The 24823-nt window shown below is 75.6% G+C and carries 23 protein-coding genes; 10 read left to right on the forward strand and 13 right to left on the reverse strand.

Features of this window, described 5'->3' with window-relative positions; genetic code table 11:
* Positions 1-68 precede the first annotated feature (68 nt).
* From ACIA5F_RS16560 to ACIA5F_RS16570, 3 genes are read right to left on the reverse strand one after another with little or no spacing between them, the layout of a single operon-like run.
* Positions 69-977 (reverse strand): hypothetical protein, encoded by a 909-nt coding sequence (locus ACIA5F_RS16560; protein ID WP_399353434.1) that lies wholly within the window; start codon positions 975-977, stop codon positions 69-71.
* Complete coding sequence (locus ACIA5F_RS16565) at positions 974-1219, reverse strand: hypothetical protein (protein WP_399353436.1); 246 nt, start codon at positions 1217-1219, stop codon at positions 974-976. Before ACIA5F_RS16565 ends, ACIA5F_RS16560 begins: the two co-directional genes overlap by 4 nt.
* A complete protein-coding gene (locus ACIA5F_RS16570; protein ID WP_399353438.1) occupies positions 1216-2724 on the reverse strand; it encodes a hypothetical protein in 1509 nt (502 codons plus the stop codon). Before ACIA5F_RS16570 ends, ACIA5F_RS16565 begins: the two co-directional genes overlap by 4 nt.
* Positions 2725-2841: 117 nt before the next feature.
* Between ACIA5F_RS16570 and ACIA5F_RS16575 the strand changes: the two genes are divergently transcribed.
* The 3 genes from ACIA5F_RS16575 to ACIA5F_RS16585 are packed head-to-tail and all read left to right on the forward strand — an operon-like array spanning position 2842 to position 5143.
* Positions 2842-3636 carry a LamB/YcsF family protein gene (locus ACIA5F_RS16575; protein WP_399353706.1) on the forward strand — a complete coding sequence of 265 codons (795 nt, stop codon included), beginning with the start codon at positions 2842-2844 and terminating at the stop codon, positions 3634-3636.
* Positions 3633-4256 (forward strand): allophanate hydrolase subunit 1, encoded by a 624-nt coding sequence (locus ACIA5F_RS16580; protein WP_399353440.1) that lies wholly within the window; start codon positions 3633-3635, stop codon positions 4254-4256. The genes ACIA5F_RS16575 and ACIA5F_RS16580 overlap by 4 nt, the downstream gene beginning before the upstream one ends.
* Positions 4253-5143 carry a biotin-dependent carboxyltransferase family protein gene (locus ACIA5F_RS16585; protein ID WP_399353442.1) on the forward strand — a complete coding sequence of 297 codons (891 nt, stop codon included), beginning with the start codon at positions 4253-4255 and terminating at the stop codon, positions 5141-5143. The genes ACIA5F_RS16580 and ACIA5F_RS16585 overlap by 4 nt, the downstream gene beginning before the upstream one ends.
* 510 nt (positions 5144-5653) lie before the next feature.
* Here ACIA5F_RS16585 and ACIA5F_RS16590 read toward each other — a convergent pair.
* A complete protein-coding gene (locus ACIA5F_RS16590; protein WP_399353444.1) occupies positions 5654-7051 on the reverse strand; it encodes a HEAT repeat domain-containing protein in 1398 nt (465 codons plus the stop codon).
* A 320-nt stretch (positions 7052-7371) separates the two neighbouring features.
* A complete protein-coding gene (locus ACIA5F_RS16595) occupies positions 7372-7794 on the reverse strand; it encodes an ankyrin repeat domain-containing protein (RefSeq protein ID WP_399353447.1) in 423 nt (140 codons plus the stop codon).
* Between the two features lie 300 nt (positions 7795-8094).
* Here ACIA5F_RS16595 and ACIA5F_RS16600 point away from each other — a divergent pair, with 300 nt between their 5' ends.
* Positions 8095-8289, forward strand: a complete 195-nt coding sequence (locus ACIA5F_RS16600; protein ID WP_399353449.1) for a hypothetical protein — start codon at positions 8095-8097, stop codon at positions 8287-8289.
* Between the two features lie 117 nt (positions 8290-8406).
* Positions 8407-10044 (forward strand): hypothetical protein, encoded by a 1638-nt coding sequence (locus ACIA5F_RS16605; RefSeq protein ID WP_399353450.1) that lies wholly within the window; start codon positions 8407-8409, stop codon positions 10042-10044.
* A gap of 28 nt (positions 10045-10072) precedes the next feature.
* Here the strand turns inward: ACIA5F_RS16605 and ACIA5F_RS16610 are convergent, their stop codons facing one another.
* Positions 10073-11575 carry a PLP-dependent aminotransferase family protein gene (locus ACIA5F_RS16610; RefSeq protein ID WP_399353452.1) on the reverse strand — a complete coding sequence of 501 codons (1503 nt, stop codon included), beginning with the start codon at positions 11573-11575 and terminating at the stop codon, positions 10073-10075.
* Positions 11576-11757: 182 nt separating this feature from the next.
* Between ACIA5F_RS16610 and ACIA5F_RS16615 the strand changes: the two genes are divergently transcribed.
* Together ACIA5F_RS16615 and ACIA5F_RS16620 are read left to right on the forward strand one after the other, a co-directional pair.
* Entirely contained in the window at positions 11758-12528 is a 771-nt protein-coding gene (locus ACIA5F_RS16615) for a glycerophosphodiester phosphodiesterase family protein (protein ID WP_399353454.1), read from the forward strand.
* Positions 12529-12969: 441 nt separating this feature from the next.
* A complete protein-coding gene (locus ACIA5F_RS16620; protein WP_007262928.1) occupies positions 12970-13344 on the forward strand; it encodes an RNA polymerase-binding protein RbpA in 375 nt (124 codons plus the stop codon).
* Positions 13345-13463: 119 nt separating this feature from the next.
* Here the strand turns inward: ACIA5F_RS16620 and fxsA are convergent, their stop codons facing one another.
* From fxsA to ACIA5F_RS16640, 4 genes are all read right to left on the reverse strand, one after another.
* Positions 13464-14039 (reverse strand): FxsA family membrane protein, encoded by a 576-nt coding sequence (fxsA, locus tag ACIA5F_RS16625; RefSeq protein ID WP_399353456.1) that lies wholly within the window; start codon positions 14037-14039, stop codon positions 13464-13466.
* Positions 14040-14183: 144 nt separating this feature from the next.
* A complete protein-coding gene (locus ACIA5F_RS16630; protein ID WP_399353458.1) occupies positions 14184-15002 on the reverse strand; it encodes a polyprenol monophosphomannose synthase in 819 nt (272 codons plus the stop codon).
* Between the two features lie 331 nt (positions 15003-15333).
* Entirely contained in the window at positions 15334-16953 is a 1620-nt protein-coding gene (locus ACIA5F_RS16635) for an amidohydrolase (RefSeq protein ID WP_399353460.1), read from the reverse strand.
* Positions 16954-17088: 135 nt separating this feature from the next.
* Positions 17089-17529 carry an Lrp/AsnC family transcriptional regulator gene (locus ACIA5F_RS16640; RefSeq protein ID WP_399353708.1) on the reverse strand — a complete coding sequence of 147 codons (441 nt, stop codon included), beginning with the start codon at positions 17527-17529 and terminating at the stop codon, positions 17089-17091.
* A gap of 216 nt (positions 17530-17745) precedes the next feature.
* On the opposite strand from ACIA5F_RS16640, the gene ACIA5F_RS16645 reads away from it, so the two are divergent.
* Positions 17746-18192: a hypothetical protein gene (locus ACIA5F_RS16645; protein ID WP_399353462.1), complete on the forward strand. Its 447-nt coding sequence runs from the start codon at positions 17746-17748 to the stop codon at positions 18190-18192.
* A gap of 89 nt (positions 18193-18281) precedes the next feature.
* Here the strand turns inward: ACIA5F_RS16645 and ACIA5F_RS16650 are convergent, their stop codons facing one another.
* From ACIA5F_RS16650 to ACIA5F_RS16660, 3 genes are all read right to left on the reverse strand, one after another.
* Positions 18282-19457, reverse strand: a complete 1176-nt coding sequence (locus tag ACIA5F_RS16650; protein WP_399353464.1) for an acyl-CoA dehydrogenase family protein — start codon at positions 19455-19457, stop codon at positions 18282-18284.
* A gap of 324 nt (positions 19458-19781) precedes the next feature.
* Positions 19782-20216, reverse strand: a complete 435-nt coding sequence (locus ACIA5F_RS16655; RefSeq protein ID WP_399353466.1) for an SPW repeat protein — start codon at positions 20214-20216, stop codon at positions 19782-19784.
* A gap of 123 nt (positions 20217-20339) precedes the next feature.
* Positions 20340-21704, reverse strand: coding sequence for a C39 family peptidase (locus tag ACIA5F_RS16660; protein WP_399353468.1), 1365 nt, complete (start codon positions 21702-21704; stop codon positions 20340-20342).
* 124 nt (positions 21705-21828) lie between these two features.
* Between ACIA5F_RS16660 and ACIA5F_RS16665 the strand changes: the two genes are divergently transcribed.
* Together ACIA5F_RS16665 and ACIA5F_RS16670 are read left to right on the forward strand one after the other, a co-directional pair.
* Complete coding sequence (locus ACIA5F_RS16665) at positions 21829-22464, forward strand: uridine kinase (protein WP_399353470.1); 636 nt, start codon at positions 21829-21831, stop codon at positions 22462-22464.
* Between the two features lie 380 nt (positions 22465-22844).
* Positions 22845-24791 (forward strand): AAA family ATPase, encoded by a 1947-nt coding sequence (locus ACIA5F_RS16670; protein WP_399353472.1) that lies wholly within the window; start codon positions 22845-22847, stop codon positions 24789-24791.
* Positions 24792-24823: the final 32 nt, after the last annotated feature.

The following is a 24823-nucleotide window of genomic DNA, read 5'->3' on the forward strand; positions in this document are numbered from 1 at the left end:
ACAGGTGGCGCGGGGCCCCGGCGGCGGGGCGGGACCGGCGGTCGGGGGCGTCGGGGGCGTGAGGGGCGTCAGGCGTGGAACGGGAGCCCGGCGTCGGCGGCCAGCTCCAGGTCGTCGCCCTCGGGCGGCGGCAGCAGGGTGGCGGAGCCGTCGGCGACGGGGACCACGCCGAGTTCCAGGAGTTCGGCCATGGCCGCGCCGCCCGCCAGGTCGCGGACCTGGAGCTGGTAGCGCGGGGTGGTGCGGTAGGTGCCGCCGGACTCGTCGCCGGTGCGCTGGAGGAAGCCGGATTCGGTGAGGAAGGCGGCGGCCTTGCCGACGATGCCGGTGGTGGAGCCGGCCAGGCGGCGGGAGTCCTTGGTCGCCCCGGTCGCGCTGCGGCGGGCGTAGACGCGCCAGGCGGCCTCCAGGCCGGGGGCGTCGGTGGCCGGGTCGGTGTTCTCGCCGAGTTCCCCGGCGCGTTCCTCCAGGCGGCGGCAGGTCTGCCGGACGAAGGCGTCGACGCCGTTGACGGTGATCCGGCCGATGTAGCCGTCGTCGGCGAGGTCCTCGGGGCGGGGGAAGGCGAGGGCGGCGACGGCGAGGTGGGCGAGGCCGTGCAGGAAGCGGTCGGCGGAGTCGGCGGCGGTCCGGCGGGCGTAGTCGCCCATGCGGACGGCGAAGACGGAGTCCTCGTCGGCGGCGACGGCCATGCCCGCGCGCGGGGACACCTCCAGCACGACGAGGCCCAGGCCGGTGGCGACGGCGTCGGCGAGACGGCCGAAGGCGGGGTCCTCGCGGTAGCGGCGCAGCAGTTCGGCGTAGTCGGCGTCGCGGGCGGGGAGCAGCTTGGGCTGGAGTCCGAAGGCGACGAGCCGGGCCGCGTCGGCGGCGTCCGCCGGGGTCACCGCGGGGGCGGCCGGGGCCGGTGCGGGGGCGGCCGGCTGCCCGGCGTCGGGCCCGTTCCACGCGGGGTGCTCGGCGTGGTGGTCGCTCACAGGTCCTGCTCCTCGGCGGTGGTGACGGTGGTGGCGGTGACGGTGGACGCGCGGGTGGCACGTGGTGCGATGGCGGCGGGAGGGACGCCCGGGACGGGTGTGCCGACCGGGACGGGTGCGGCACCCTGCGTGGAAGCGTCCGCCGGGACGGGTGTGCCCCCGGCACCGGCCCCCGCCCCCGCCCCAACCCCGGCACCCGCACCCGCACCCGCACCCGGCGTGGAAGCGTCCGCGCCGTTCATGACGCCTCCGCGCGGTCCGCCGCCATGCCCGCGGCGTCCAGGAGGGCGGTGCCGACGATCAGGTCGGCGCCGCCGAACTCGGGGTCGTCGAGCGCGGTGCCGTCGTCCACCGCGAAGAGCAGCCGCTCCTCGCCCTGCCGGTAGGCCGTGCCCACCGCCGGGCTCGCCGCATGGACGGCGAGCAGGGCCACCAGGTACGGCAGCTCGTGGTCGCCGCCGTCGCGGGCCTGCGCGAGCAGGCCCGACAGGCGGCGCGGGGCGTCGTGCGGCAGGTCCAGGAGTTCCTTCGCACGGGCGAGCTGCTCCTCGCTGAAGCGGCTGTCGTCCGGGGTCGCGATCAGGTCCGGCTCCGGCATGGGCGCGCCGAGGTGCTCCCGCTCGACGGGCGGGGTCAGCAGGATGTCGACCAGGTCCGCGACGCGCACCGAGACGGGGGTGCGCAGTCCCGCGCCGGCGGCGAAGAAGGCGTCGGTGACCCGTCGGGCCCCGGCCAGCGGCAGCGGCAGCAGCGGGGCCACGAGCTGCCCGTACAGGTCGATGCCGGAGCGCGGCACGGGGGCGGCGAACGCCTGACGGTCCTGTTCGGCGCGGAAGAGGGGGCCCGCGTCCAGGAGCCGGGACTGGAGCTGGGTGTGGCGGCGGATGCAGTCCTTGACGATGTCGACGAGCTCGGCGGCGCGCCGCTTGTTGTCCGGTTCCGCGGCCTCGTCGCGCGCCTTGCGGATGTTGGTCAGGATCGCGTTCTCGTGGCGGTAGCGGTCGGCCACGTGGTCGAGGGCCTCCGCGATCATGTCGGGGACGGTCCGGAGCCAGTCCACCGCCCGGACGTTGCGCCGGGTCGCGTCGAGGGTCCGGCGCAGGGTCTCGGCGTACTGGACCGTGCGGTAGCGGGCCTGTTCGGCGGCGAGCTGGGCGTCGGCGAGGCGGCCCCGGCTGATCAGCACCTCCAGCTTGACCTCGGCCGCGATCTGGGCGCTGGTGACGTCCGTGTCGAGGGCGCCGACCAGGACGTTGACGGCCTCGTCGGTGGTGCGCAGGTAGACGACGCCGCCGGGGCCCGGGACCTCTTCGATCAGCTTGAAGTCGTAGTCCCGGCGGACGTAGACGCCGTCCGGGCCGAAGGTGCCGTAGATCGCGCGGAAGCCGCGGTCCACGCTGCCGACGTTGATCAGGTTCTCCAGCACCCAGCGGGCCACCCGCTCGTGCTCGGCGGCCGGGCGGGCGGGGGCCTGGGCGGCGGCGCGCGGCAGCAGTCTGGCCACGATCTGCTCGTGGTCGGCGCCGGTGTCGAAGTCCATGGTGAGGGTGACGAGGTCGATCGCGCAGAGGGCGACCTCGGCCATGGCGTAGATCCCGTACTCGCCCGCCAGGTTGGCCTTGCGCACGTCGAGGTCGTGGAGCGGGGCGGTGCAGGCGAGGGCGCGCAGCCGCCGGGCCAGGCCCTCGTCGGCTGCCGGGCCCGGCGCCGGGGACGGAAGGGTCTTCGCCGGGGCGGGGAGAGTCACGGGCAAAGAGTAGGCGCTGACCCGGACAACATCCCAAACGGCATGGTTCGGCCGGATCGTCCCCGGCGGCGGGGGCCGGGGCCGGGCGCGCTGTTCTACGCTCACCGCATGGCTCCCATGATCACACCTGCGGTCACCGCCGGGGACACCGCCCCGATCGACCTGAACGCCGATCTCGGCGAGGGGTTCGGGCGCTGGACGCTCACCGACGACGAGGCCCTGCTCTCCGTCGTCACCAGCGCCAACGTGGCCTGCGGTTTCCACGCCGGGGACCCGTCCATCATGCGCCGGGTCTGCGAGCTGGCCGCGGCGCGCGGGGTCCGGATCGGGGCGCAGGTCTCCTACCGCGACCTGGCGGGCTTCGGGCGGCGGGCCATGGACGTGCCCGCCGCCGAGCTGGCGGACGAGGTGGCCTACCAGATCGGGGCACTGGAGGTGTTCGCGCGGGCGGCCGGCTCCCGGGTGTCGTACGTGAAACCGCACGGCGCGCTGTACAACCGCACCGTGCACGACGCCGGTCAGGCGGGCGCGGTCGTCGCGGGGGTCCGGCTGGCGGCCGGTCAGGCGGGGCTGCCCGTCCTGGGGCTGCCCGGGTCGCTGCTGCTCCGGGCGGCCGGGGAGGCCGGGCTGACCGCCGTCCCGGAGGGCTTCGCCGACCGGGCCTACACGCCCGCCGGGACGCTGGTGCCGCGCGGCGCGGCGGGGGCCGTCGTGGACGACCCGGACGCGGTGGTGGCGCGGGCCGTGCGGATGGCCGCCGGGTCCGTGGTGACGGCGGCCGACGGCTCCACCGTGCCGGTGGCCGTGCGCTCGCTGTGCCTGCACGGGGACACCCCGGGCGCGGCGGGGCTCGCCCGGCGGGTCCGCCGGGCGCTGGCCGCGGCCGGAATCCGGGTGGAGGCGTTCGCGTGAGGGCGCGGGTGCTGCCCGCGGGCGACGAGGCCCTGCTGATCGAGGTCGGGTCGGCGGCCGAGGTGGCCGCGCTCCACGCGGAACTGGTGCGGCGGCGGGAGGCGGGCGAGCTGGACGGCGTACGGGACATCGTGCCGGCGGCCCGGACGGTGCTGCTGGACGGCGTACGCGATCCCGTGGCGCTCGCCGCCGAGGTCGCGGGCTGGGAGCCGGCGCCCCTGGCGGAGGGCGAGGGGCCGCTGGTCACCGTCCCCGTGCGGTACGACGGGCCGGACCTGGCCGAGGTGGCCCGCAGGTGGGCGGTGACGGAGCGGGAGGTCGCGGAGATCGTCGGCGCGACCGTGTTCCGGGTGGCCTTCTGCGGGTTCGCGCCCGGCTTCGGCTATCTGACCGGGCTCCCCGAACGGCTGCGCCTGCCCCGCCGGGCCACGCCCCGTACGGCCGTCCCGGCGGGCTCGCTGGCGCTGGCCGGCGCGTACGCGGGGGTGTACCCGCGCTCCTCCCCCGGCGGCTGGCAGCTGATCGGGTCCACGGACGCCGTGCTCTGGGACCCTCGGCGGGAACCGGCGGCGCTGTTCGCGCCCGGGGTGAGGGTGCGGTTCACCGGGGCGGGGCCGTGAGCGCGCTGGAGGTGGTCCGGGCGGGGGCGCTGACCACGGTCCAGGACCGGGGGCGGCCCGGGTACGCGCACCTGGGCGTGGGCCGGTCGGGCGCCCTGGACTCGGGGGCGTACGCCCTGGCCAACCGGCTGCTGGGCAACCCGCCGGACGCGGCGGCGCTGGAGACCACCCTGGACGGGGTCGGGCTGCGGGCCCTGACGGCGGTGACGGTGGCCGTGACGGGCGCGCCCTGTCCGGTACGGGTGGCGGGGCGCCCGGTGGCGTGGGGGGCTCCGGTGCGCCTGCCGGCCGGGGCGGAGCTCGACGTGGGCCGGGCGGAGCGGGGGCTGCGCGGCTATGTCGCGGTGCGGGGCGGCCTGGACGTGACGCCGGTGCTGGGCAGCCGCGCGACGGACCTGCTGTCGGGGCTCGGCCCGGCCGTGCTGGCGGAGGGGATGCTGCTGCCGGTGGGCCGGCCGGGGCCGGAGCCGGTCCCGGGGGCGGACGTCTGGGGGCCGGCGGGGGTCCTTCCCGAGCTGGTGCTGCCGCTGCGGCCGGGGCCGCGGGCGGACTGGTTCACCGGGGCCTCGCTGGCCGGGCTGTGGCGTGCGGTCTTCCGGGTGTCGGACCGGTCCAACCGCATCGGCCTGCGCACGGAGGCGGGGACCCCGCTGGTCCGCGCCCGGGAGGGCGAGCTGCCGAGCGAGGGCATGGTGCTGGGCGCGGTCCAGGTCCCGCCGGACGGCCTGCCGGTGGTCTTCCTGGCCGATCACCCGGTGACGGGCGGCTACCCGGTGGTGGGCGTGGTCCCGGCGGGCCCGGCCCTGGACCGGGCGGCCCAGGCCCGCCCGGGAACCCCCCTGCGGTTCACCCCGGCCCGGCGCGGCCCCCGCCCCGGGAGGCGGTGACCTCGGCGGCCCGGACCGGGGTGTGCGTACGCCGCCCCGGGGTGGCGTACGCACAGGGCCCTCGCGTAGGGCCCCGGCCCCGGCGGCCGGGCTTCGGCGGCCGGTGACGCGGCGTCCCCCGCCGTCGGCGAGCGGGCGGCCCGGGAACCCGGGGCCCGGCCACGGCGGGGCCCCGGGGAGCCGGGGGCCCGCCGCAGGTCCGCCGTCCGTACAGGGCTCGCGTCGGCCGGGCCTTGGCGGGGGCCGGTCCGGGACCCCGGTGACCTGCACGGGGTCCGCGCATGTACGGGGCCTCGCTCCGGACGCTGCCGGGCCCGGCAGCGTCCGGAGCGGGACCGGGCCGACGTGCCGCGTCCGGGCGGGACGGGGCTTCTGCGGCAGGCGACCCGGGAACCCGGGCCGGGCCGCGGTCCCGGCACCGTCCGGGCGGGACGGCGCCCGGAGTGCGGCCCGGCCCCGGGGCCCGCCCGTTCCCCGCGCCCGCCTCCGGGGCGGCCCCCGCCCCGCCACCTACACAGTGGACTCCGGTGCGATCCGGCTCCGGACCGCCGACTGGACGTCCTCCTCCTCGGCCGGGTCCGCCGCCAGGCGGCGCAGGCGCGGGGCCACCCGGGCATCGGCCGTCTCCGCGTGGTGGGCCGCCACTTCGCGGGTGGTCTCCTCGCAGTCCCAGAGGCATTCGACGGCGAAGCCCGCCGCGAAGGACGGGTCCGTGCTGGCCAGGGCGCGGGCGGCGCGGCCCCGCAGGTGGGAGGAGGCCGTCTCGCGGTAGATGTGGCGCAGGACCGGTGCGGCGCAGCCGATCGCCAGTCGGCCGGCCCCGTCGACCAGGGCGAAGAGCCGCCGGGTGTCCGGGCCGGAGCCGCGGACGGTGGAGCGCAGGGCGCCCAGGACGAGACCGGCGTCCGCGGCCCGGCCTCGGGCGGCCAGTGTGGCGGCGGCGGCGGCGCCCAGGGCGTCGGGGCGGTGGACCCAGCGCCGGGCCCGTTCGACGGCGGCGGGGCCGCACATCCGCGCGTAGGCGGCCACGGCGGGCTCGTCGGCGGCGGCCTCGATGAGGTCCAGGACCGCCGGGTTCTCCGGTTCGGCGAGGGCCAGGTGGTGCAGGGCGGTGGCGCGGGCGGCCTCGCCCGAGGCTCCGGCGGCGGCGGCGAGGATGGCCCGGCGGTCCTCGGGCGCGGCGACGGCGGCGAGGCAGCGCGCGGCGGGCACGTGCAGCGGGGTGCCGCGGCGCAGTCCGTCGGAGGCCCAGTCGAAGACGGCCTGGACGCCCCAGCCGGGCTGGGGTCCGCTGGGGGTCAGCTGGCGCTGCCAGCGGTCGAAGGAGCCCTGGAGGCGGGCGGCGCGCAGGCGCTCCCCGTGCACCGGGGACTCCTCCCACAGGCACCACGGCCGGGGCTCGTAGGCGTCACGGACGGCGGCGGCCAGCCGCGCCCCGCCCTCCTGCGTGCCGGGGAACCGGGCGAGGACGGGCGCGGCGAGGCCGCGCAGTCCTTCGTCGTCGTCGCGCAGGGCGAGTTCGTCGAGGGCCCAGGCCCAGTTGGAGCCGGAGGCGGCGTAGCGGCGCAGCAGCATGAGCGCGTCGTCGCGTCCGTACGAGGCGAGGTGGCCCAGGACGGACAGGGCGAGGCCGGTGCGGTGGTCCTCCTCGTCGACGAGGTCGTCGGCGCAGAAGAGGTGGTCGTCGATCGCGCCGAGGGGGCCGTCGAGATCGAGGTACAGCCGCGCGTAGTACAAGGAGCGGTTCTCGACCTGCCAGTCCTGGCGCGGATCGCGGAGCACGCACTGGTCGAGGGCCGCGAGGGCCTGTGTCCTGGGCGCCGCGAGGGCGTGCAGCGTGCCGTCACCGCGGCCCCGCTGGAGGAGCCCGAGCAGGGTGCCGCTCGGCGCTATGACTGGTTCGAACATGGGAATGGCCTCACATCACGCTGGGGACGCAACCGGGAATCGGGATTCACAGGGCCGCGTAACAGCATGTGAGGACGTCCGCCGTCATGTTCCGCTCGATGTTGACCATTGCCTTCTCACTCTCGTCGATGCTTCGTGACCCGTACGCCCGGACCGGGCGGGACATCTGTCGTGTCCTGCCCGCTTCTGCCCGTCCGTCGTGCTCGCGAATCGAATCCGACGCCATGATGACCCAGCCGGTTTGTGTGCCGCGACCACATTTACGGCTGCCGTGACCCTTCCGTGCGCCACGCACCGGTCAGGGCCCGGCAAAAAGCGGACTACTTGGCTCCGAATAGTTCCAGCAGGTCGGCCTTGGCGAACATGCGTGCGGTGTCGATCGCGGAGGGGGTTCCGGCCGCCGGATCGGCGCCTCCGGCGAGCAGGGCGCGGATGACGGCCGCCTCACCCTTGAAGACGGCTCCGGCGAGCGGGGTCTGGCCCCGGTCGTTGGCGCGGTCGGCCGAGGCGCCGCGGGCCAGCAGCGCCGTGACGGCCTCGGCGTGGCCGTGGTAGGCGGCCAGCATGACGAGGGTGTCGCCGCGGTCGTTGGTGAGGTCCGCCGGGACCCCGGCGTCGAGGTAGGCGGCGAGCGTCTCCGTCTCGCCCTGCCGGGCGAGGTCGAAGATCTTGGTCGCCAGTTCGATGACGTCCTCGTCGGGGACGTCCTGGGAACCGGGGCCGCCGTCGGTGTGCTGGCTCATCGGTGGTGCCGCCTTTCGCTCGTTGCTGGCACGGAGTCTCCCGGGCGGGCCGGCAAGGGGCCGCACCGCTCTTCGCCCGTACGGGTGAATCGTCAGAGTAACGCCCGGACCTGCACATGTCCGGGACGGACGGAGGCAAGGATCACCCGTGCCCGATCTGCGGCGGACGCGCCAGCGGAACTGGGCCGGTCAAGTGAAAAACGCATCGATTCACCCATACGCACCTTTTATCGCATTGATACTTTCTGTGAGCCTGGAAGGACTGTTGGTGACCGTCCCCACCCATCAGGAGAACTCGCCATGGTCCTGTCCATCTCAGGTGTCGTCCTGCTCGGCATCATCTGCTTCCTCTTCTTCAAGAAGGACGGGATGAAGCTGACGCACGCGTTCGTCTGCGCGCTCTTCGGCTTCTTCCTCGCCGGCTCCGCCATCGCCCCGAGCATCACGGCGGGCACGGCGAGCTTCGCGAGCCTCCTCGGCGGGATCAAGCTCTAGTGCCGTGGGCGGGAAGGCCTGCGGGCCGGGGAACCCTTCCGGCCGCAGCACCAGCCCCGCCGGCACCCGTCGCACCACCCGAACGACCCGTCATCCCACCCCATCCAGGAGACGCCCGTGGCCCGGCGCCCACTTCCCCGCATCCTCAGCAGCGGCACCGCGTCGCTGGCCCGGGGCCGCGACCTCGCCCGCACGGCCGCCGACAGCGCCACGGACGTCCTCCATCCCCTTCTCGTCATCGGGCGCGGCCTGCGCGTCCTGGCCTCGGCCGGGCGGCGCAGATGGGCCGACACCCCCAGGGACAGGCGCGGTCCCGCGCTCTTCCTGGGGGCGGCCTGCGTCCTGGTCGTCGCGCTCGTCCCCTACGGCCCGGCCCTCACCCTGGTCACCCTGATGGCGGCGGCGGCCTGGTACGGCCGCGACCGCACCCCGGTGGACACCGGGCCGGGCGAGGCCGCGGCCGAACGGCTCGGCTCCCTGTACGAGGCCCTGGTCCCGTACTTCTCCATCCCGGAGGACCCGAATCCGATCTTCGCCCACGGCGGGGACTGGGAACGGGCCTTCAGCGAGTACGAGTTCGACGGGGCGGACCGCATCACCCGGCTGCGCATCCGCTACCCGGCCTACTTCACCGACGGCGAGTCCTCCTCCCGGGCCCGGATCGAGGCCCTGCTGCACGCCAAGTCCGGGCGCGGGCGGGAGTACCTCTTCGACTGGGACGAGGAGGGCAACCAGCTCGACCTGAGCGTGCTCGCGGCGCTGCCGACGGGGATCGCCGCCCAGCCGTTCGTCACCTCGCCCGGCGAGACCGTCCTCGGCTTCACCGACGCGGGCGGCGTCCGGCGCACCCTGCCCGTCCTGGACGGCGACGAGCCCCGTGACGTGCCCCCGGTGATCTGGCGCACGGGCCCCCGTTCCGCCGAGCCGCACCTGCTCGTCGTCGGCCAGCCCGGCAGCGGCACCTCCTCGCTGCTGCGCTCGATCGCCCTGCAGGCCCTGCGGCACGGGGGCGACGTGCTGATCGTCGAGGGCGGCGGCAGCGGGGAGTACGCGTGCCTGTCCGGGCGCAGCGGCGTCCTGGCCGTCGAGTGCGGGCCGGCCGGGGCCCTGGCCACCCTGGAGTGGGCCGCCCACGAGACGGAGCGGCGGCTCATCGCCACCCATCACGCGCGCGAGGCCGGTCTCCCGGCGCCCGAGGACGCCCGGCGCCCGCTGTGGATCCTGCTGGACCGGCCCAGCGTGCTGGCCCACCTCGCCGCCGCCGAGGGCCGCCCCGACCCGCTCGCCCAGCTCCAGGTGCCGCTGCGGCACGGCCGCGCCGCCTACCTGACCGTGGTGGTGGCGGAGCAGTTCGACCACCTGGAGCTGCTGCACGACGCCGTCTGGCAGCACACCCGGGCCCGGGTGGTCCTCGGCCCCGCCGCGATCCAGCAGATCAGCGACGTGCTGGGGCTGCCCCCGCACACCACCCCCACCACCCAGGTCCCGCCGGGCCGCGGGTACGCCCGGCTCGGCACCGGGCCCGTCCACCGGCTCCAGGTGCCCGCCACGCCCGACCCGTACGACGACGCCACGCACCCGGGCCACCGCCAGGCCGTACTGGAGCTGCTGCCCGAGCGGCAGCGCAACGCCGGGGCCCCGGACCGGCTCACCCTGGTCAAGCCGTTCCAGGGCCAGGGCCAGCCACCGGCCCAGGCGCAGGGCCCGTCCGTCGGAGCCCCGGAGTTCCCCGAGGTCCCGGCCGAAGCCCCGTAGGCCCTGCCCCCTGCCCCGTGACCCGGCGCTACGCGACGAAGGTGCGCGGGGGCTCCGCGCCGCTGCCGCCCGCGCCCGTGCGGACCAGCCGGGCCGCCGCCGCCAGCCGGGCGGCGGCCTCCGCGGCGACCGGGCCGCCGACGGTGAACGGCAGCCGGACATAGCCCTCGAAGGCCCCGTCCACGCCGAACCGGGGCCCCGAGGGGACCCGTACGCCGACCCGCTCGCCCACCTCGGCCAGCCGGGAGCCCGAGAGTCCGCCCGCGCGGGCCCACAGGGTCAGCCCGCCGTGCGGGACCGCGAACTCCCACTCCGGCAGTTCCCGGCGGACCGCCGCGACCAGCGCGTCCCGGTTCTCGCGGGCCTGGTCGCGGCGGAGCGCGACGGCCTGCTGCCAGCCGCCGGTCCGCATCAGCCAGTTCACCGCGAGCTGTTCCAGGACCGGGGTGCCCAGGTCGGCGTAGGCGCGGGCGGCGACGAGGCTGCGGATGACGTCGGGGGCCGCGCGGACCCAGCCGATCCGCATCCCCGCCCAGAACGCCTTGCTGGCGGAACCGACGGTGATCACCGTGGAGCCGGCCGGGTCGAAGGAGCAGACCGCGCGGGGCATGGTGATCTCGGGGTCGAGCTGGAGTTCGATCATGGTCTCGTCGACGACGAGGACGGTGCCGGCCGACCGGGCCGCCTCCACCATGGCGCGGCGCTGCTCCTCGGAGGCCAGGGCCCCGGTCGGGTTGTGGAAGTCGGCGACGACGTAGGCCAGGCGGGGGGCCGCGTCGCGCAGGACCTGGCGCCAGACGGACATGTCCCAGCCGGCCAGGCCGTCGGCCATGGCGACCGGCACCAGCCGGACCCCGGCGGCGCGCATGAGCTGGAGGATGTTGGCGTAGGAGGGGGACTCGACGGCGATCCGCTCCCCGCGCCCGGCGAAGAGCGAGCAGATGGCGTCGATGGCGCCCATCGCGCCGGTGGTGACCATGATCTGCTCGGGCATCGTCGGGATGCCCTGCTCGGTGTAGCGGTCGGCGAGCATCCGGCGCAGCGCGGGCAGCCCCGCCGGGTAGTCGCCGTGGGTGTGGGCGTAGGGCGGGAGTTCCTCCAGCGCGCCCTGGACGGCCTTGGTCAGCCAGGGTTCGGGGGCGGGGAGGGCGGCGCAGCCGAGGTCGATCATCGAGCCGAGGGACTCGGGCGGCAGCGGTTCGAGGCCCCGGGCGGGCAGCGGGTTCCCGGCCGGGACGGAGGTCCAGCTCCCGGCGCCCCGGCGGGACTCCAGGAACCCCTCGCCGCGCAGGGCCTCGTAGGCGGCGGCGACGGTGGTGCGGCTGAGGGAGAGGGCGGCGGCCAGTTCCCGTTCGGCGGGCAGCCGGGCGGCGACCGCGACCCGGCCTTCGAGGACGAGGAGCCGGATGCCGTCCGCCAGGGTGCGGTAGGCGGGCAGCCTGCGGGCGCCGGGCACGGCGGGCCGCTGCTGCTGGGAGGTGATCAGCCGGGCGAGCTGCGCGGCGCCGACCGCCGAGGTCCACTGAGCCATGGTGCGGGGTCCACCTTCGTCGAATTGGCCTGCCCCGGTCCCGTGGGACCGGCATTGGATCGCTTCTTCCGTCACAGGGTGTCACGCGGCGGGCCCGGCGGACCAGGAGGGTCCGGGCCCGGCGGGCGCACGGCGCCCGGCCGGCCGCCGCGGCGCGCCGGGTCCCGGGGGATACTGCGGCGGTGACGCACGGACGCCTTCGCCACCCGTATCTGGACCATCCGGCCCCGATCCCCTTCGCGCACCGGGGAGGGGCGGCGGACGGGCTGGAGAACACCGCCGCCGCCTTCCGCCGGGCCGCCGCGGTCGGCTACCGGTACTTCGAGACCGATGTGCACGCCACGGCGGACGGAAAGCTGGTGGCCTTCCACGACTCCACGCTGGACCGGGTGAGCGACGGCCGGGGCCGGATCGCCGCGCTGCCCTGGAGCCGGGTCCGTGAGGCGCGGGTGGCGGGCGCCGAGCCCCCGGCGCTCTTCGAGGAGCTGCTGGAGGAGTTCCCGGACGCGCGCTGGAACATCGACGTCAAGGCCGAGGCGGCGCTGCGCCCGCTGGTCGCCCTGATCGCGCGGGCCGGGCTCTGGGACCGGGTCTGCGTGGGCTCCTTCTCGGAGGGCCGGGTGGCCCGCGCCCACCGGATCGCCGGGCCCCGGCTGGCGACCTCGTACGGCGTCCGCGGGGTGGTCGGCCTGCGGCTGCGCTCGTTCGCGATCCCGGCGGCGCTGCGCGCCGGGGCGGTGGCGGCGCAGGTGCCGCAGTACCAGGCCGGTGTCCGGGTGGTGGACCGGAGGTTCGTGCGGACCGCGCACGAGCGGGGGCTCCAGGTGCACGTGTGGACGGTGAACGAACCGCGGCGCATGGAGGAGCTGCTGGACCTGGGGGTCGACGGCATCATGACCGACCGGATCGACGTCCTGCGCACGGTGCTGGAGCGGCGCGGGTCCTGGGCCTGACGTCCGGCCCGGCCGGACCCGCCGGGTCACCGGCGGCCTTCTTCGCACTGGGTTTCGTGCCGTCGGCGAGGGTGCCGGTGCGGCGCGCGGCGGAGGCGGCAGGCGATCCTGTACCCGCACGGATGTGACGAGATCCGCGCGGGCTCCCGGCCCGGACCCGCGAACGAATTCCGAACAGATTTAGACGTTGAAGCGAAGGGCCGGTAGTGTACGCCTTTGCCCTGCCAGCCGGACCGTTACTGCGTGCTCGAAAAACATGGACGTTGGGTGACATCTGCTGCCAGATGTGACAAAACGGGCACTGGTGGGTACAACAAGGGGCGGCACGACGGGCGACGCACGACCCGGAGCGGGAATCTATACCGCCGACCGGACGTTGACCGGATGACGACGACAGCGACACCTGTCCTGTGGGCGACAAAAGCCCGGGAGGCACGATTCATGAGTGAGCGAGCTCTCCGCGGTACGCGCCTCGTGGTTACCAGCTACGAGACGGACCGCGGCATCGATCTGGCCCCGCGCCAGGCGGTGGAGTACGCATGCCAGAACGGACATCGATTTGAGATGCCGTTCTCGGTTGAGGCAGAGATTCCGCCGGAGTGGGAGTGCAAGGCGTGCGGCGCCATGGCACTCCTGGTGGACGGGGACGGGCCCGAAGAGAAGAAGGGCAAGCCCGCACGAACGCACTGGGACATGCTCATGGAGCGACGCACCCGCGAGGAGCTGGAGGAAGTGCTGGCCGAGAGGCTGGCGGTCCTTCGTTCCGGCGCCATGAACATCGCCGTGCACCCGCGGGACAGCCGCAAGTCCGCGTGATCCGCGGGCGCTGAGCACGAAAAGCCGAGGGGCCCCGCCACACTGTCGTGGCGGGGCCCCTCGGCTTTTCGCGTTCCCCTCCCGCCGGGCTGCCGACGGGAGGGGGAAGAGGAAGAGGACTACGGGGTGAGCGGCGGGCGGTAGGCGTCCGGGCCCGGGTGCTGTCCGGGCCGGTCCTCGCGGATGACCTCGCCCTGGACGACCTTGCCGTCGGGGTAGTGGATGCGGGCCTGCTGGAAGGCGTCGCCGAAGGTGCCCGCGGGGGCCGAGGCCATCTTGCGCTCCAGCGAGCGGGCCGCGCGGCGGCCGATCCAGGCGCGGACGGGCGGGAGCAGGAGGACCAGGCCCGCCACGTCGGAGAGCAGGCCGGGCACGATCAGGAACAGACCGGCCAGCATGGTGAGGCCGTTGCCCGAACCGGGCTGCTGCGGGGTGGGCTGCCGGCCCTGCTGGGCCTGCTGGAAGGTTTCCGTCAGGTTCTTGAAGGCACGCCGCCCGGCCCGCTTGACGACCATCACCCCGAGGGCCGCGCCGCCCAGGACCAGCGCGGCCACGGCCAGCCCGCCGGCCTCCCGGGCGACCAGGCTGAGCAGCCAGATCTCCAGGATCAGCCAGGCGGCGACCGCCAGGGGGAGGAACGTACGGGCGGGCGAGCGCCGCCGGGGGGCCGTCGGAGTGGGAACGCCGGTCGTCATACTCCCCAGTGTGCCCGGTGCGGCGTAAAAACGACCTCAGTCGGAGGTACCGGACACCCCCTAAGGGACGTCCGGGGTCGTGGAGGCCGGGTCCTGGAAGCCGGGTCCTGGAAGCCGGGGTCGTACGGGCCGGGACCGCGGGGGTCAGGCCCCGCCGCCGCCGGACGCGCCCCTGCCCCGGCCGCTGCCCCTGCCCTGCTTCCCGCCCTTGCCGGTCAGCTTCGCCGTACGGGTCCTGATCCCCCACTGCGTGACCCGCCAGAGGGCCTCCACCACGATGTCCTTGCTCATCTTGCTGTCGCCGAACTCCCGCTCGACGAAGGTGATGGGCACCTCCACCACGTGGAAGCCCTTCGCCACGGCCCGGCGGGCCAGGTCGACCTGGAAGCAGTAGCCGGCCGAGGCCACCTCGTCCAGGCCCAGCCCCTCCAGGGTCTCGCGCCGGAAGGCGCGGTAGCCGCCGGTCACGTCACGGATCGGGACGTCCAGCATCAGCCGGGAGTACGTGGAACCGCCGCGCGAGAGGAACTCGCGGCTCTTGGGCCAGTTGACCACCCGGCCGCCCGGCACCCAGCGCGAGCCCAGGACCAGGTCGGCCCCGGCCAGCGCGGTGAGCAGACGGGGCAGTTCCTCCGGCTGGTGGGAGCCGTCGGCGTCCATCTCGACGATCACGCCGTAGCCGCGCTCCAGGCCCCAGGCGAAGCCCGCCAGGTAGGCGGCGCCGAGCCCCTCCTTGCCCTTGCGGTGCAGGACGTGCACGTGGTCGTCGTCCGCCGCCAGCTCGTCGGCGAGCTTGCCGGTGCCGTCGGGGCTGTTGTCGTCCGCCACCAGGATGTGGGCCTCGGGCACCGCGGCCCGGACACGGCCGACGATCGGCCCGATGTTCTCCGCCTCGTCGTAGGTCGGAATGATCACCAGGACCGTGCCGAGCGGTCCATGGCTCCGCTGTCCGCCGTCACTCACTGAATCCCCTTGTGTGTTCTTGTACGTCCTGCTCGCAGAGGACGATGTTAGAACAGCGATCGGGGCCCGTGGTCCTTCGGGCCGGTCCGGTTCCCGCTGGCCGCGGGGGGTGTCCTGACCGTTGTCTACTGGACCGCCGGGCCCCGACCCGGGGCCACCCCGCCCCCACGCTCCTCCGGAGCAGGGGGGACCCCCGTCCGGCGAAACCTTCCCTCGCCCCCGAGGCGCGGGTGCGTTGAAGCAGACCGGTCCGTCCGGCACGGACGTCCTGGGGTGGACCCGGCCGAACCTATCGGGTCGGGCCGCCCGTACCGAGCCGAGGCCCGCCGGATCACCCCTGTGGGCGTACGAATACCTCCTGGCCGCCGACGACGGTGGCCAGGCACACCGGCAGATCGGCGCCGGGGCTCAGGTCGGGCAGGCCCGGCGTCCCGGAGCGCGGATCGGTGGACCAGCGCGCGACCCGGTCGTCGGGGGCCTGGACGATCAGCTCGGAGGTCTGCCAGACGGCGTAGTCGGCGGGGGCCCCGGGGACCAGGACGCCCGCGTCGTCCCGGCCGAGGGCGCGCCAGCCGCCGCGGGTGTGGGCGGTGAAGGCGGCGCGGACGGAGATGCGGTGGGCCGGGGTGCGGTGGAAGGCGGCGGCGCGGACGGTGCCCCAGGGGTCGAGCGGGGTGACGGGCGCGTCGGAGCCGAAGGCCAGCGGGACCCCGGCCTTGAGCAGGGCGGCGTACGGGTTGAGGGTGCGGGCGCGGTCGGCGCCGAGCCGGTCGGCGTACATGCCGTCCTCACCGCCCCAGGCGGCGTCGAAGGCGGGCTGCACGGAGGCGGTCAGGCCGAGGTCGGCGAAGGCGGCGATGGTGGCCGGGGTCATCATCTCGGCGTGCTCGACGCGGTGCCTGGCGGCGCGGACGCGGGCCGGGCCCACCTTCCGCGCGGCGGCGCGGACCCCTTCGACGACGGCGGTGACCGCGGCGTCGCCGATGGCGTGGAAACCGGCCTGGAGCCCCGCCTCGGTGCAGGCGGCCACATGGGCGGCGATGTCGGCGGCGTCGAGGTAGCCGGTGCCGGTGTGGGCGGCGTCGGCGTAGGGGGCGTGCAGGCAGGCGGTGCGGGAGCCGAGGGCGCCGTCCACGAAGAGGTCCCCGCCCGCGCCGACGGCGCCGAGCGCCCTGGCCCGTTCGATGTCCCGGTCGGCCCAGTAGCCGAAGACCCGGGGGCCGGGCCGATGCGCCGCGAGGGCGAGCAGTGCGGTGAAGTCCTCGGCGGAGGAGATGTCCGGCCCGCCGCACTCGTGCACGGAGCCGATGCCGAGGGAGGCGGCCCGGTCCAGGGCGGCCCGCTGGGCCTCGGCGCGCCGGGCGGGCGTGACGGCGGCGAACGCGACGGCGCGCACGGCGTGGTGGGCGTCGCGGGTCAGCGGCTCGTCGCCGTCCGCGGTCACCGCGGGGACGAGGTCCAGCAGGGCGGTGGTGACCACGGCCGAGTGCACGTCGACGCGGCTGAGGTAGAGCGGACGGCCGCCGGTGGCCAGGTCGAGCTCCTCGCGGCGGGGGGCGCGGCGCTCGGGCCAGCGGGCGGCGTCCCAGCCGTGGCCGAGCAGGACCCGGTCGGCGGGGCGGCCCGACGCGTACGCCCGGACCAGGGCCAGGGCCTCGGGGAGCGAGCGGGCGCCGGTGAGGTCCAGCCCGGTGAGGGCGAGGCCGGTGGAGGTGAGGTGGACGTGGGCGTCGGTGAAGGCGGGGGTGACGAGCGCCCCGCCGAGGTCGACGACCTCGTCCACGCCCTGCGCGAAGGCGTCGGCGGCGCCTTCGGAGCCGACCCAGGCGATGTGGCCGCGCTCGACGACCATCGCCGTGGCGAAGGGGTCGGCGGGGCTGTGGACCTCACCGCCGCGCAGGAGGACGGTGCGGTGGGTTTCCGTGGGGGCGAAGGGCGCGTGCTCGGTCATGCGGACCAGTCTCGCCCCTGGCCGGACCGCCGGCGCACGCGGGTGAGGCCGGGGCCGGCGGACGGGGTCCGGCGCGGCGGCGCGCAGCCGGGCGGTCGGCCCGGCGCCAGGCCGTGCGAGCGGCGCGGAAAGACGTCAGACGCGGGGCGGGCGGGCCTCGTACGGGGTGGAGAGGACCACGGTGGTGCGGGTCGCGACGTGGGCGAGGGCGCGGAGGCGGCCGAGGAGGTCCTCCAGTTCCAGCGGGGTCGCGACCCGGACCTTCAGGATGTAGTTCTCGTCACCCGCGACGCTGTGGCACGCCTCGATCTCCGGGACACCGGCCAGCCGGTCGGCGATGTCGTCCGGGGCGCTGGGGTCGAACGGCTTGACGGAGATGAACGCCGTCAGCGGCAGCCCGACCGCCTCGGGGTCCACCACGGCCGCGTAGCCGCGGATCACCCCGCGCTGCTCCAGCCGGCGTACCCGCTGGTGGACCGCCGACGTGGACAGTCCGGTGGCCTTGCCCAGGTCGGTGTAGCTCATCCGGCCGTCCCGCACGAGCAGTTCCACGATCTGGCGGTCCAGCTCCTCCATTGCGCTCATAGCCGCTCAACCTACGGCCCCGGGAGCCCCAGGCCCAGCGGTCGCCGCCGGTACACGGCACCTGCGGCGGGCATGTGACCAAAGCCACAGGGGCAAGAAGGCGTATGGCGTGCTGTGGTGGTTACTCGTGCCGTACGGCGGGAAGTGCTTGCTGTGGCCGAGGCAGAAGAACCAGACAGCCCGGTCCACTCAAGGGGGAGTACATCCATGCCGAACACCACGCGCGCCGGTCGCACCCGTCCCGAGCCCCTGGAACCGCTCGACGCGGACGACGGCGAGTACCTCGAATACCTCGACGACGGGGAGGGGTTCGAGGTCCACCACGCCGTCTGCCCCGACTGCGACCAGGCCATCGCCCTCGTCGCGGACGAGGAGTTCCTGCCGCAGCACGCGTTCTGCCTGACCCCGTGGAACCCGTTCGGGCTCACGGTGTGCGCGGGTACCGGGCGGCCCGCCGGGGACGCGCTGCCGACGGCCGCCGCGGACCGGTCCGGGGAGGTCCCGGAGCGTGAGGCCGCCGTGGTCCTGGACCTGCCCCAGGGGCTGGACTGGCGGACGCAGCCCTTCTCGCACGTCGGCGGCCCGGGATCGCGCCCGGTGCGGATGCCGGCGGCCCCGCTGCCCCGGATGCGGGACCACGCGCAGGCGGCCTGACCGCCCCGGCCGGCCGGGCCCGCCCGTGAGGGTGCGGCGGTGTCCGCCGGGGACCGCCCGGCGCAGGCCGGTGAGCCGGGTGGGGTCCGTCAGCCGCGGGTCTCCGGGCCGGCCAGGTGGCGGGCGATGACCATGCGCTGGATCTGGTTGGTGCCCTCGACGATCTGGAGCACCTTCGCCTCGCGCATCAGCCGTTCCACCGGGAAGTCCGCGGTGTATCCGTAGCCGCCGAGGACCTGGACGGCGTCCGTGGTGACGGCCATCGCCGCGTCGGTGCAGAACAGTTTGGCCATGGCCGCCTGCCGGGAGAACGGCTTGCCCGCGTCCCGCAGCCGGGCCGCCGCGAGGTACAGCGCCCGGCCCGCCTCGATCCTGGTGGCCATGTCGGCCAGCATGAACCGCAGCCCCTGGAAGTCGGCGATCGGGTGTCCGAACTGCCTGCGGTCCAGGGCGTACGCGAGGGCCTCGTCCAGGGCGGCCCGGGCGACGCCGACGGCGCAGGCGGCGATGCCCAGGCGGCCGGCGTCGAGCGCGGCCAGGGCGATGGTGAAGCCCTGGCCCTCCTCGCCGATGCGCCGGGTGTCGGGGACCCGGACGCCGTCGAAGTGCAGCTGTGCGGTGGGCGAGCCCTTCATGCCCATCTTCTTCTCGGGCACGGCCGCCGTCAGGCCCGGCGCGTCCCCGGGGACCAGGAAGGCCGTGATGCCCTTGGGGCCCTGGGCGCCGGTGCGCGCGAGGACGGTGCAGAAGTCGGCGATGCCGCCGTGGGTGATCCACGCCTTGGTGCCGGTGATGATCCAGTCGTCGCCGTCGCGGACCGCCCTGGTGGTCAGCGAGGCCGCGTCGGAGCCGGCGGCGGGCTCGGAGAGGCAGTAGGCGCCGAGCAGGCCGCCGCCGAGCATCGCGGGCAGGTGGGCGGCCTGTTGTTCCTTGGTGCCGTACCCGGCCAGGCCGTGGCAGGCCAGGGAGTGCACGCTGACGCCGAGTCCGACGGTCAGCCGGGCCGCGGCCAGTTCCTCCAGCACCTGGAGGTAGACCTCGTACGGCTGGTCGCCGCCGCCGTGGGCGCCGTCGTAGGGGAGGCCGAGCAGTCCGGCGCCGGAGAGCAGGGTGAAGACCTCGCGCGGGAAGCGGCCGGACTCCTCCTCCTCGGCGGCCCGGGGGCGGATCTCCCGCTGGGCGATCTCGCGTACGAGCGCGAGGAGTTCCCGGGACTCCTCGGTGGGCAGCTGACGGTCCACCGGCTGCGGGGCGCGGTCGGTCATGGCGGCGCTCTCCTCCCTCGTCGGGCACGGCGGCGGCGCGCGAGGTGTGGGCGCCGCCGGTCTCGGTGCTCTCGCAGCCGATAGTGCCTCCCGGGTCACGGAAGGGCCTGTTCAGCGGCTGCGGTGGTCGAGTATGCCCGATGCGGGGCCTCCCGTCACCGGTACGGGATCGGCCCTTCGGGCGGCCGATTTCACGGGTCCGTGCCGGAGCGGGACACTCCGGGACGAACCCTCCGGCGCCCGCCGCGGACCGGTCCGGCGGCCGCGCGCGACGGGGCCCGGACCTCTCGCGGTCCGGGCCCCGCGGTGGCTCCCGCCGGCCGGTCAGGCGGTGGAGTCGCGCTCCCCCTTGCGGCCCATGGCGACCACGGCGAGGCCGAGGCAGAGGGCCACGGCGCCCGCGATGACGTTGCTGAGCACCATCCGGGTGGTGTGGACGTCCCCCACGACCACCCACGGGGCCACGATCGTGAACGCCCCGATCACGGCCGCCGTCCAGGCCATCGCGTGGGTGCGCTCGTACGCGGAGCCGCGCGCGCCCGTGCACAGGAAGTACGCGATGCCGCCGATCAGGTTGGTGACGGCCAGCGGGGTGAGGGCGCCGAGCCCGGCGATCCAGGGGGACGCCGCGATGTACAGGCCCGTGAGCAGGGCCAGTGTCTCGATCGCCTGGGCGCGCGGGCTGGTGGTGACCCGCTCGAACCGGGTGCGCATCTCGGCGAGGTCGGGGTGGAGCTCGATTCTGGGATGAGTGGTCATGACGGGCGCCTCCTAGAGACATTTATCTGCCCTTTAAGTCACTATGTTCCGCTTGTCCGGTCCGCTTTTCAACACGTCCCGGCGCCGCACCCCTCGGCACCGGCCCGCGGCCCGGTGCCGCCCTCACACCACGCCCACCGCCCGCAACGCCCGGACCTGGGCCGGGGCCGGGCGGACGGGGACGTAGAGGTAGCAGACGCCCCCGGTGCCCGGGACGGTCCCGCCGGTGGCGTCGAGGCGCTTGGTGCGCAGCCAGACGTTCTCCCATTCGCGGCGCCGGTAGACGCGGCGGACGGCGGCGTTGTCGGGTGCGTGCGGGTCGTTGGCGATCACGTCCCCGGCCGCGGTGAAGCCGACGACGGTCATCAGGTGGCCGGCCGTGCCGTAGCCCGCGCCGGTGAGCTCGTCGGCGCGGAAGGACTGGGAGGTGATGACCGGGACACCGGCCCGGACCAGGGTCTCCACGTCGGTGAGGGAGGTGAGGCGGGTGACGACCCCGGCGAGCTGCCGGTGGGTGGCGGCGTAGGCGGCGTTGAAGGACCAGTTGCCGCAGCCCTGGTAGGCGGCGTCGTAGGTGGCGCGGGCCGCCTGGCAGATCTGGGGGTCGGGGAAGGCCGGGTCGACCCAGGCCAGGGAGGCGGCGCTGGTCCTGCGGCCCCAGAACTCGACGACCATCTGGGAGGAGGTGGGACTGCACCACGCCTCGCCGCCGTTGTCGTACTCGGGGTAGCGGCCGGTGTGGATCTCCTGGGAGTAGCGCGGGACCGCCAGCTCGTGGGGCGGCCCGGGGACCGAGGCGGGGACGGTGAAGCGGTCCGGGACGTCGGAGACCATGGCGCCGGCCAGCCGGACCGTCGGCCCCCGGTCCGCCCCGGGCCTGCGGTGGAGGGTCAGGCGCAGCTGCCATCCGGTGATCCGCAGCCCGCTCGCGGGGGCGTCGACCGCCAGGGTGTCGGTCCGGACGGTGGACCTGCCGTCGCTCTGGCCGTCGACGGAGGTGCGGCGGATGTCCTCGTCGCCCGAGGCCCAGCGGCCCATCACGTACCAGGGGGTGCTGGTCCCGTCGGAGTAGGCGCAGCGCAGTTCCGTCTGCGTCCAGGTGCCGGCGGGGGTCCGGGCGTTCCAGGAGGTGACGGCCTCGGTGGCGGGCACGGTGGAGCGGTGCACCGGGGAGGTCCAGGTGGCGTACTCCCACTCGCCGCCGCGCCCGGTGTGCGGGTCGGTGTACGTGGTGCGGCCGGCCGGGGCCCCGAACTCCAGGCCGGGACGGGCGCCGCCGACGGCGGTGGTGCCCTGGTGGTGGCCGGCCTTCCAGTGGCCGTACGCGTACCAGAACCGGTTGTCGACGGTCCGGGGGGGCCGGGCCGGGCTCCGGCGGGCCGGTCCGGCGGCGGAGGCGGAGCCGCCGGACACGGTGGCGGCGGTGGCTGCCGTGGCCACCGCGAGCGCGGCGGCGAGTACGGCCCTGCGCGGGGTGGGTGCGGTCATCGCGGGGTTCCCCCAGGGTGGGTCGGTGGGTCGGTGGTGCCACCCTTCCAGTTCCCCTCGGCCGGGTGTCCACGCCCCGGGCCCGTGTCGGCGGCGACGACCGGTCCGGCCGTAGGCTGGCGGGGTGGAAGCGGACCGGTCACTGGAACCCCTCGCGCGGGAGCTCGCCGCCCTGCCCCCCTCGCTCGGCCTCGTGCGGCTGATCGGTGTCGACGGGCACGCCGGGTCCGGGAAGACCACCTTCGCCGGGCGGCTCGCCGGGGCGCTGGGCGGGGCGGCGGTGCTGCACCTGGACGAGGTCGCCACCCACGAGGAGCTGTTCGGCTGGCCGGAGCGGCTGCGGGCGCAGGTGCTGGAGCCGCTCGCGGCGGGCCGGCCCGCGCACTGGACCCCGTACGACTGGGTGGAGCGGCGCTTCGGGCCGCGGCGGGTGCTGGAGCCGGCGGCGGTGCTGCTCGTCGAGGGGGTCGGGGCGGGGCGGCGGGCGCTGCGGCCGTACCTGGCCCGGCTGCTGTGGATGGAGACCCCGCGCGCGACGGCCTGGGGGCGCGGGCGGGACCGGGACGGGCGCGAACTCTCCGGCTTCTGGGACGGATGGGAGCGCGCGGAGCGCGCGCACTTCGCGGATGACCCCTCACGCCCCTTCGCGGGCACCTTGGTGCGTCAGAGCGGTACGGGATACGAGTGGACTTCCGGGGTCGGTGCGACCGCAGGAACGACCGGTTCCGTCACCGAAGGTGACGGACTCCCCCGGGCCTGAGCGGCCTGCGGAATCCGCTCCGCCGGTACTCCACCGACATGCTTGACCCCGGGACGGCGGCGGCCTTACGTTCTCACTGCGCGGCCTCCACCGGCCGCAGCGGGCGCGGAGCCCCCGGTTGTTCCCCCGTGACCGGGGGCTCCGTTCTGCCCCCGGTCACGGGCCCGCGCCACTGCCGCGCGGGGGAAAACACCCCCGGTCCTTCACCCTGTGTCACCTCGCCGTTCCGGGGCGCACGCCCGGACCGCCCCCGTCGCGCCCTGGGTAAGGCGCGGGACCGCAGGTACGATGCACCCCTGATTTCATCGGCGCGGCGGACAACTCACGTGCGCGACGCGGGGGTTGCGGCGTACCACGGGGGCAGGCTTGTGGGGGATGTGATGGACTTCGGCACGCCGGGCAGTACGCACGCCCCGGCCGAACTCGCCTGGCTGCGCGGGGTGGACGCCTGCACCATGGGTGCCTATCCGCAGGCCGAGGAGGAGTTCCGGGCGGCCGTACGGCTCGATCCCTCGATGGCCGACGCCTGGCTGGGCCTGCACGCGCTGCGGGTGGACACCGCCACCGCCCTGCTGCGGATGTACGCGCACCGGGACCGTTTCGGCGAGCAGCGCGCCCGGCACCGGCGGACGCTCAACTCCTGGTACTGGCTGGGCTGGTGGGTGCAGCCGGTGCTGGAGAACCGGCGGGACCTGCTGCTGGCCCACGCCTCGCACTGGCTGGACGGCCGCCACGTGCCCGAACTGGACCAGGCGCTGGCCGCGCTGCCGCCCGTGGACACCGACGCGCAGGTGCGGTTCCTGCACGCCTGCCGGGCCTATCTGGTCAAGGACTGGGAGCGGTTGGTCCGGCACACCGAGCCGCTGGTGGACGATCCGCTGCTGGGCATCGAGGCGGGGCTGTTCGGCGGCATGGCCCGGGTCCGGCTGGAGATGTACGGGCAGGCCGAGCCGATGCTGTCGGCGGCGCTGATGCGCTGCCGCAGCGAGCAGCCGCAGCGCAAGGAGCTGCGGTACTGGCTGGCGCGGGCGCACGAGGGCACCGGGCGCAGCGCGGCGGCGCTGCCGCTGTACCGGGCGGTGCACCGGGTGGACCCGGCGTTCATGGACACGGCGGCGCGGCTGACGGCGATCGCCGACGGGGACGACATGGCCGGGCTGGCCGGGTACTCCGGGTACGGGACGTACGGCGGGCCCGGTCTGCCGCCGGCCGGCGGGGACTTCGCGGCGGTGGCGCTGGGCGGCGGTCCCGTGCAGGACGTCGCGGCGGACGGCCAGGTGGAGCCGGACCCGCTGCCGGTGCCCGAACCGCCGGAGCCCCGCTACGGTCCCGGGGTCCCGCCGCAGGCCCCCGGGGGCCGGAGGGAGGGTGTCCGGCGCAAGGTGTCGGTCCCGCCGCAGGCCGTGCCCCCGGGGCTGCCGCCGGGGCCGGCCGATCCGCGGGCGCTGACCGAGGCGCTGGCGGAGCTGGAGCAGATGGTCGGGCTGGAGCCGGTCAAGCGGCAGGTGAAGGCCCTGTCGGCGCAGTTGCACATGGCGCGGCTGCGGGCGGGTCAGGGGCTGCCGGTGCAGCCGCCCAAACGCCACTTCGTCTTCTCGGGCCCCTCCGGCACGGGCAAGACCACGGTGGCCCGCATCCTGGGCCGGGTCTTCTACGCGCTGGGCCTGCTGGGCGGCGACCACCTGGTGGAGGCCCAGCGCTCCGACCTGGTGGGCGAGTTCCTCGGGCAGACCGCGGTGAAGGCCAACGAGCTGATCGACTCGGCGATCGGCGGGGTCCTCTTCGTGGACGAGGCGTACAGCCTCTCCAACTCGGGTTACAGCAAGGGTGACGCGTACGGGGACGAGGCCCTCCAGGTGCTGCTGAAGCGGGCCGAGGACAACCGGGACCACCTGGTGGTGATCCTGGCGGGGTACCCGGCCGGGATGGACCGGCTGCTGGCCGCCAATCCGGGGCTCTCCTCCCGGTTCACCACCCGGGTCGACTTCCCGAGCTACCGCCCGTCGGAGCTGACCGCGATCGGCGGGGTGCTGGCGGACGCGGACGGGGACCGCTGGGACGAGGAGGCCCTGGAGGAGCTGCGCAGCATCAGCGGGCACGTGGTGGAGCAGGGCTGGATCGACGAGCTGGGCAACGGCCGTTTCCTGCGCACCCTGTACGAGAAGAGCTGCGCCTACCGGGACCTGCGGCTGGCGGGGTTCACGGGTGAGCCGTCGCGGGACGACCTGGCGACGCTGCGGCTGGCGGACCTGATGCAGGCGTACGGGGAGGTGCTGTCGGGCCGGGGCCCGCAGGACCGCGACCGCCCGGAGCCGCCGCCGCAGTGACCGGCCCGGCGGGTACCGCGCCCGGGGGCTCC

The organism is Streptomyces sp. NPDC051567, assembly GCF_044454165.1.
Lineage (GTDB): Bacteria > Actinomycetota > Actinomycetes > Streptomycetales > Streptomycetaceae > Streptomyces.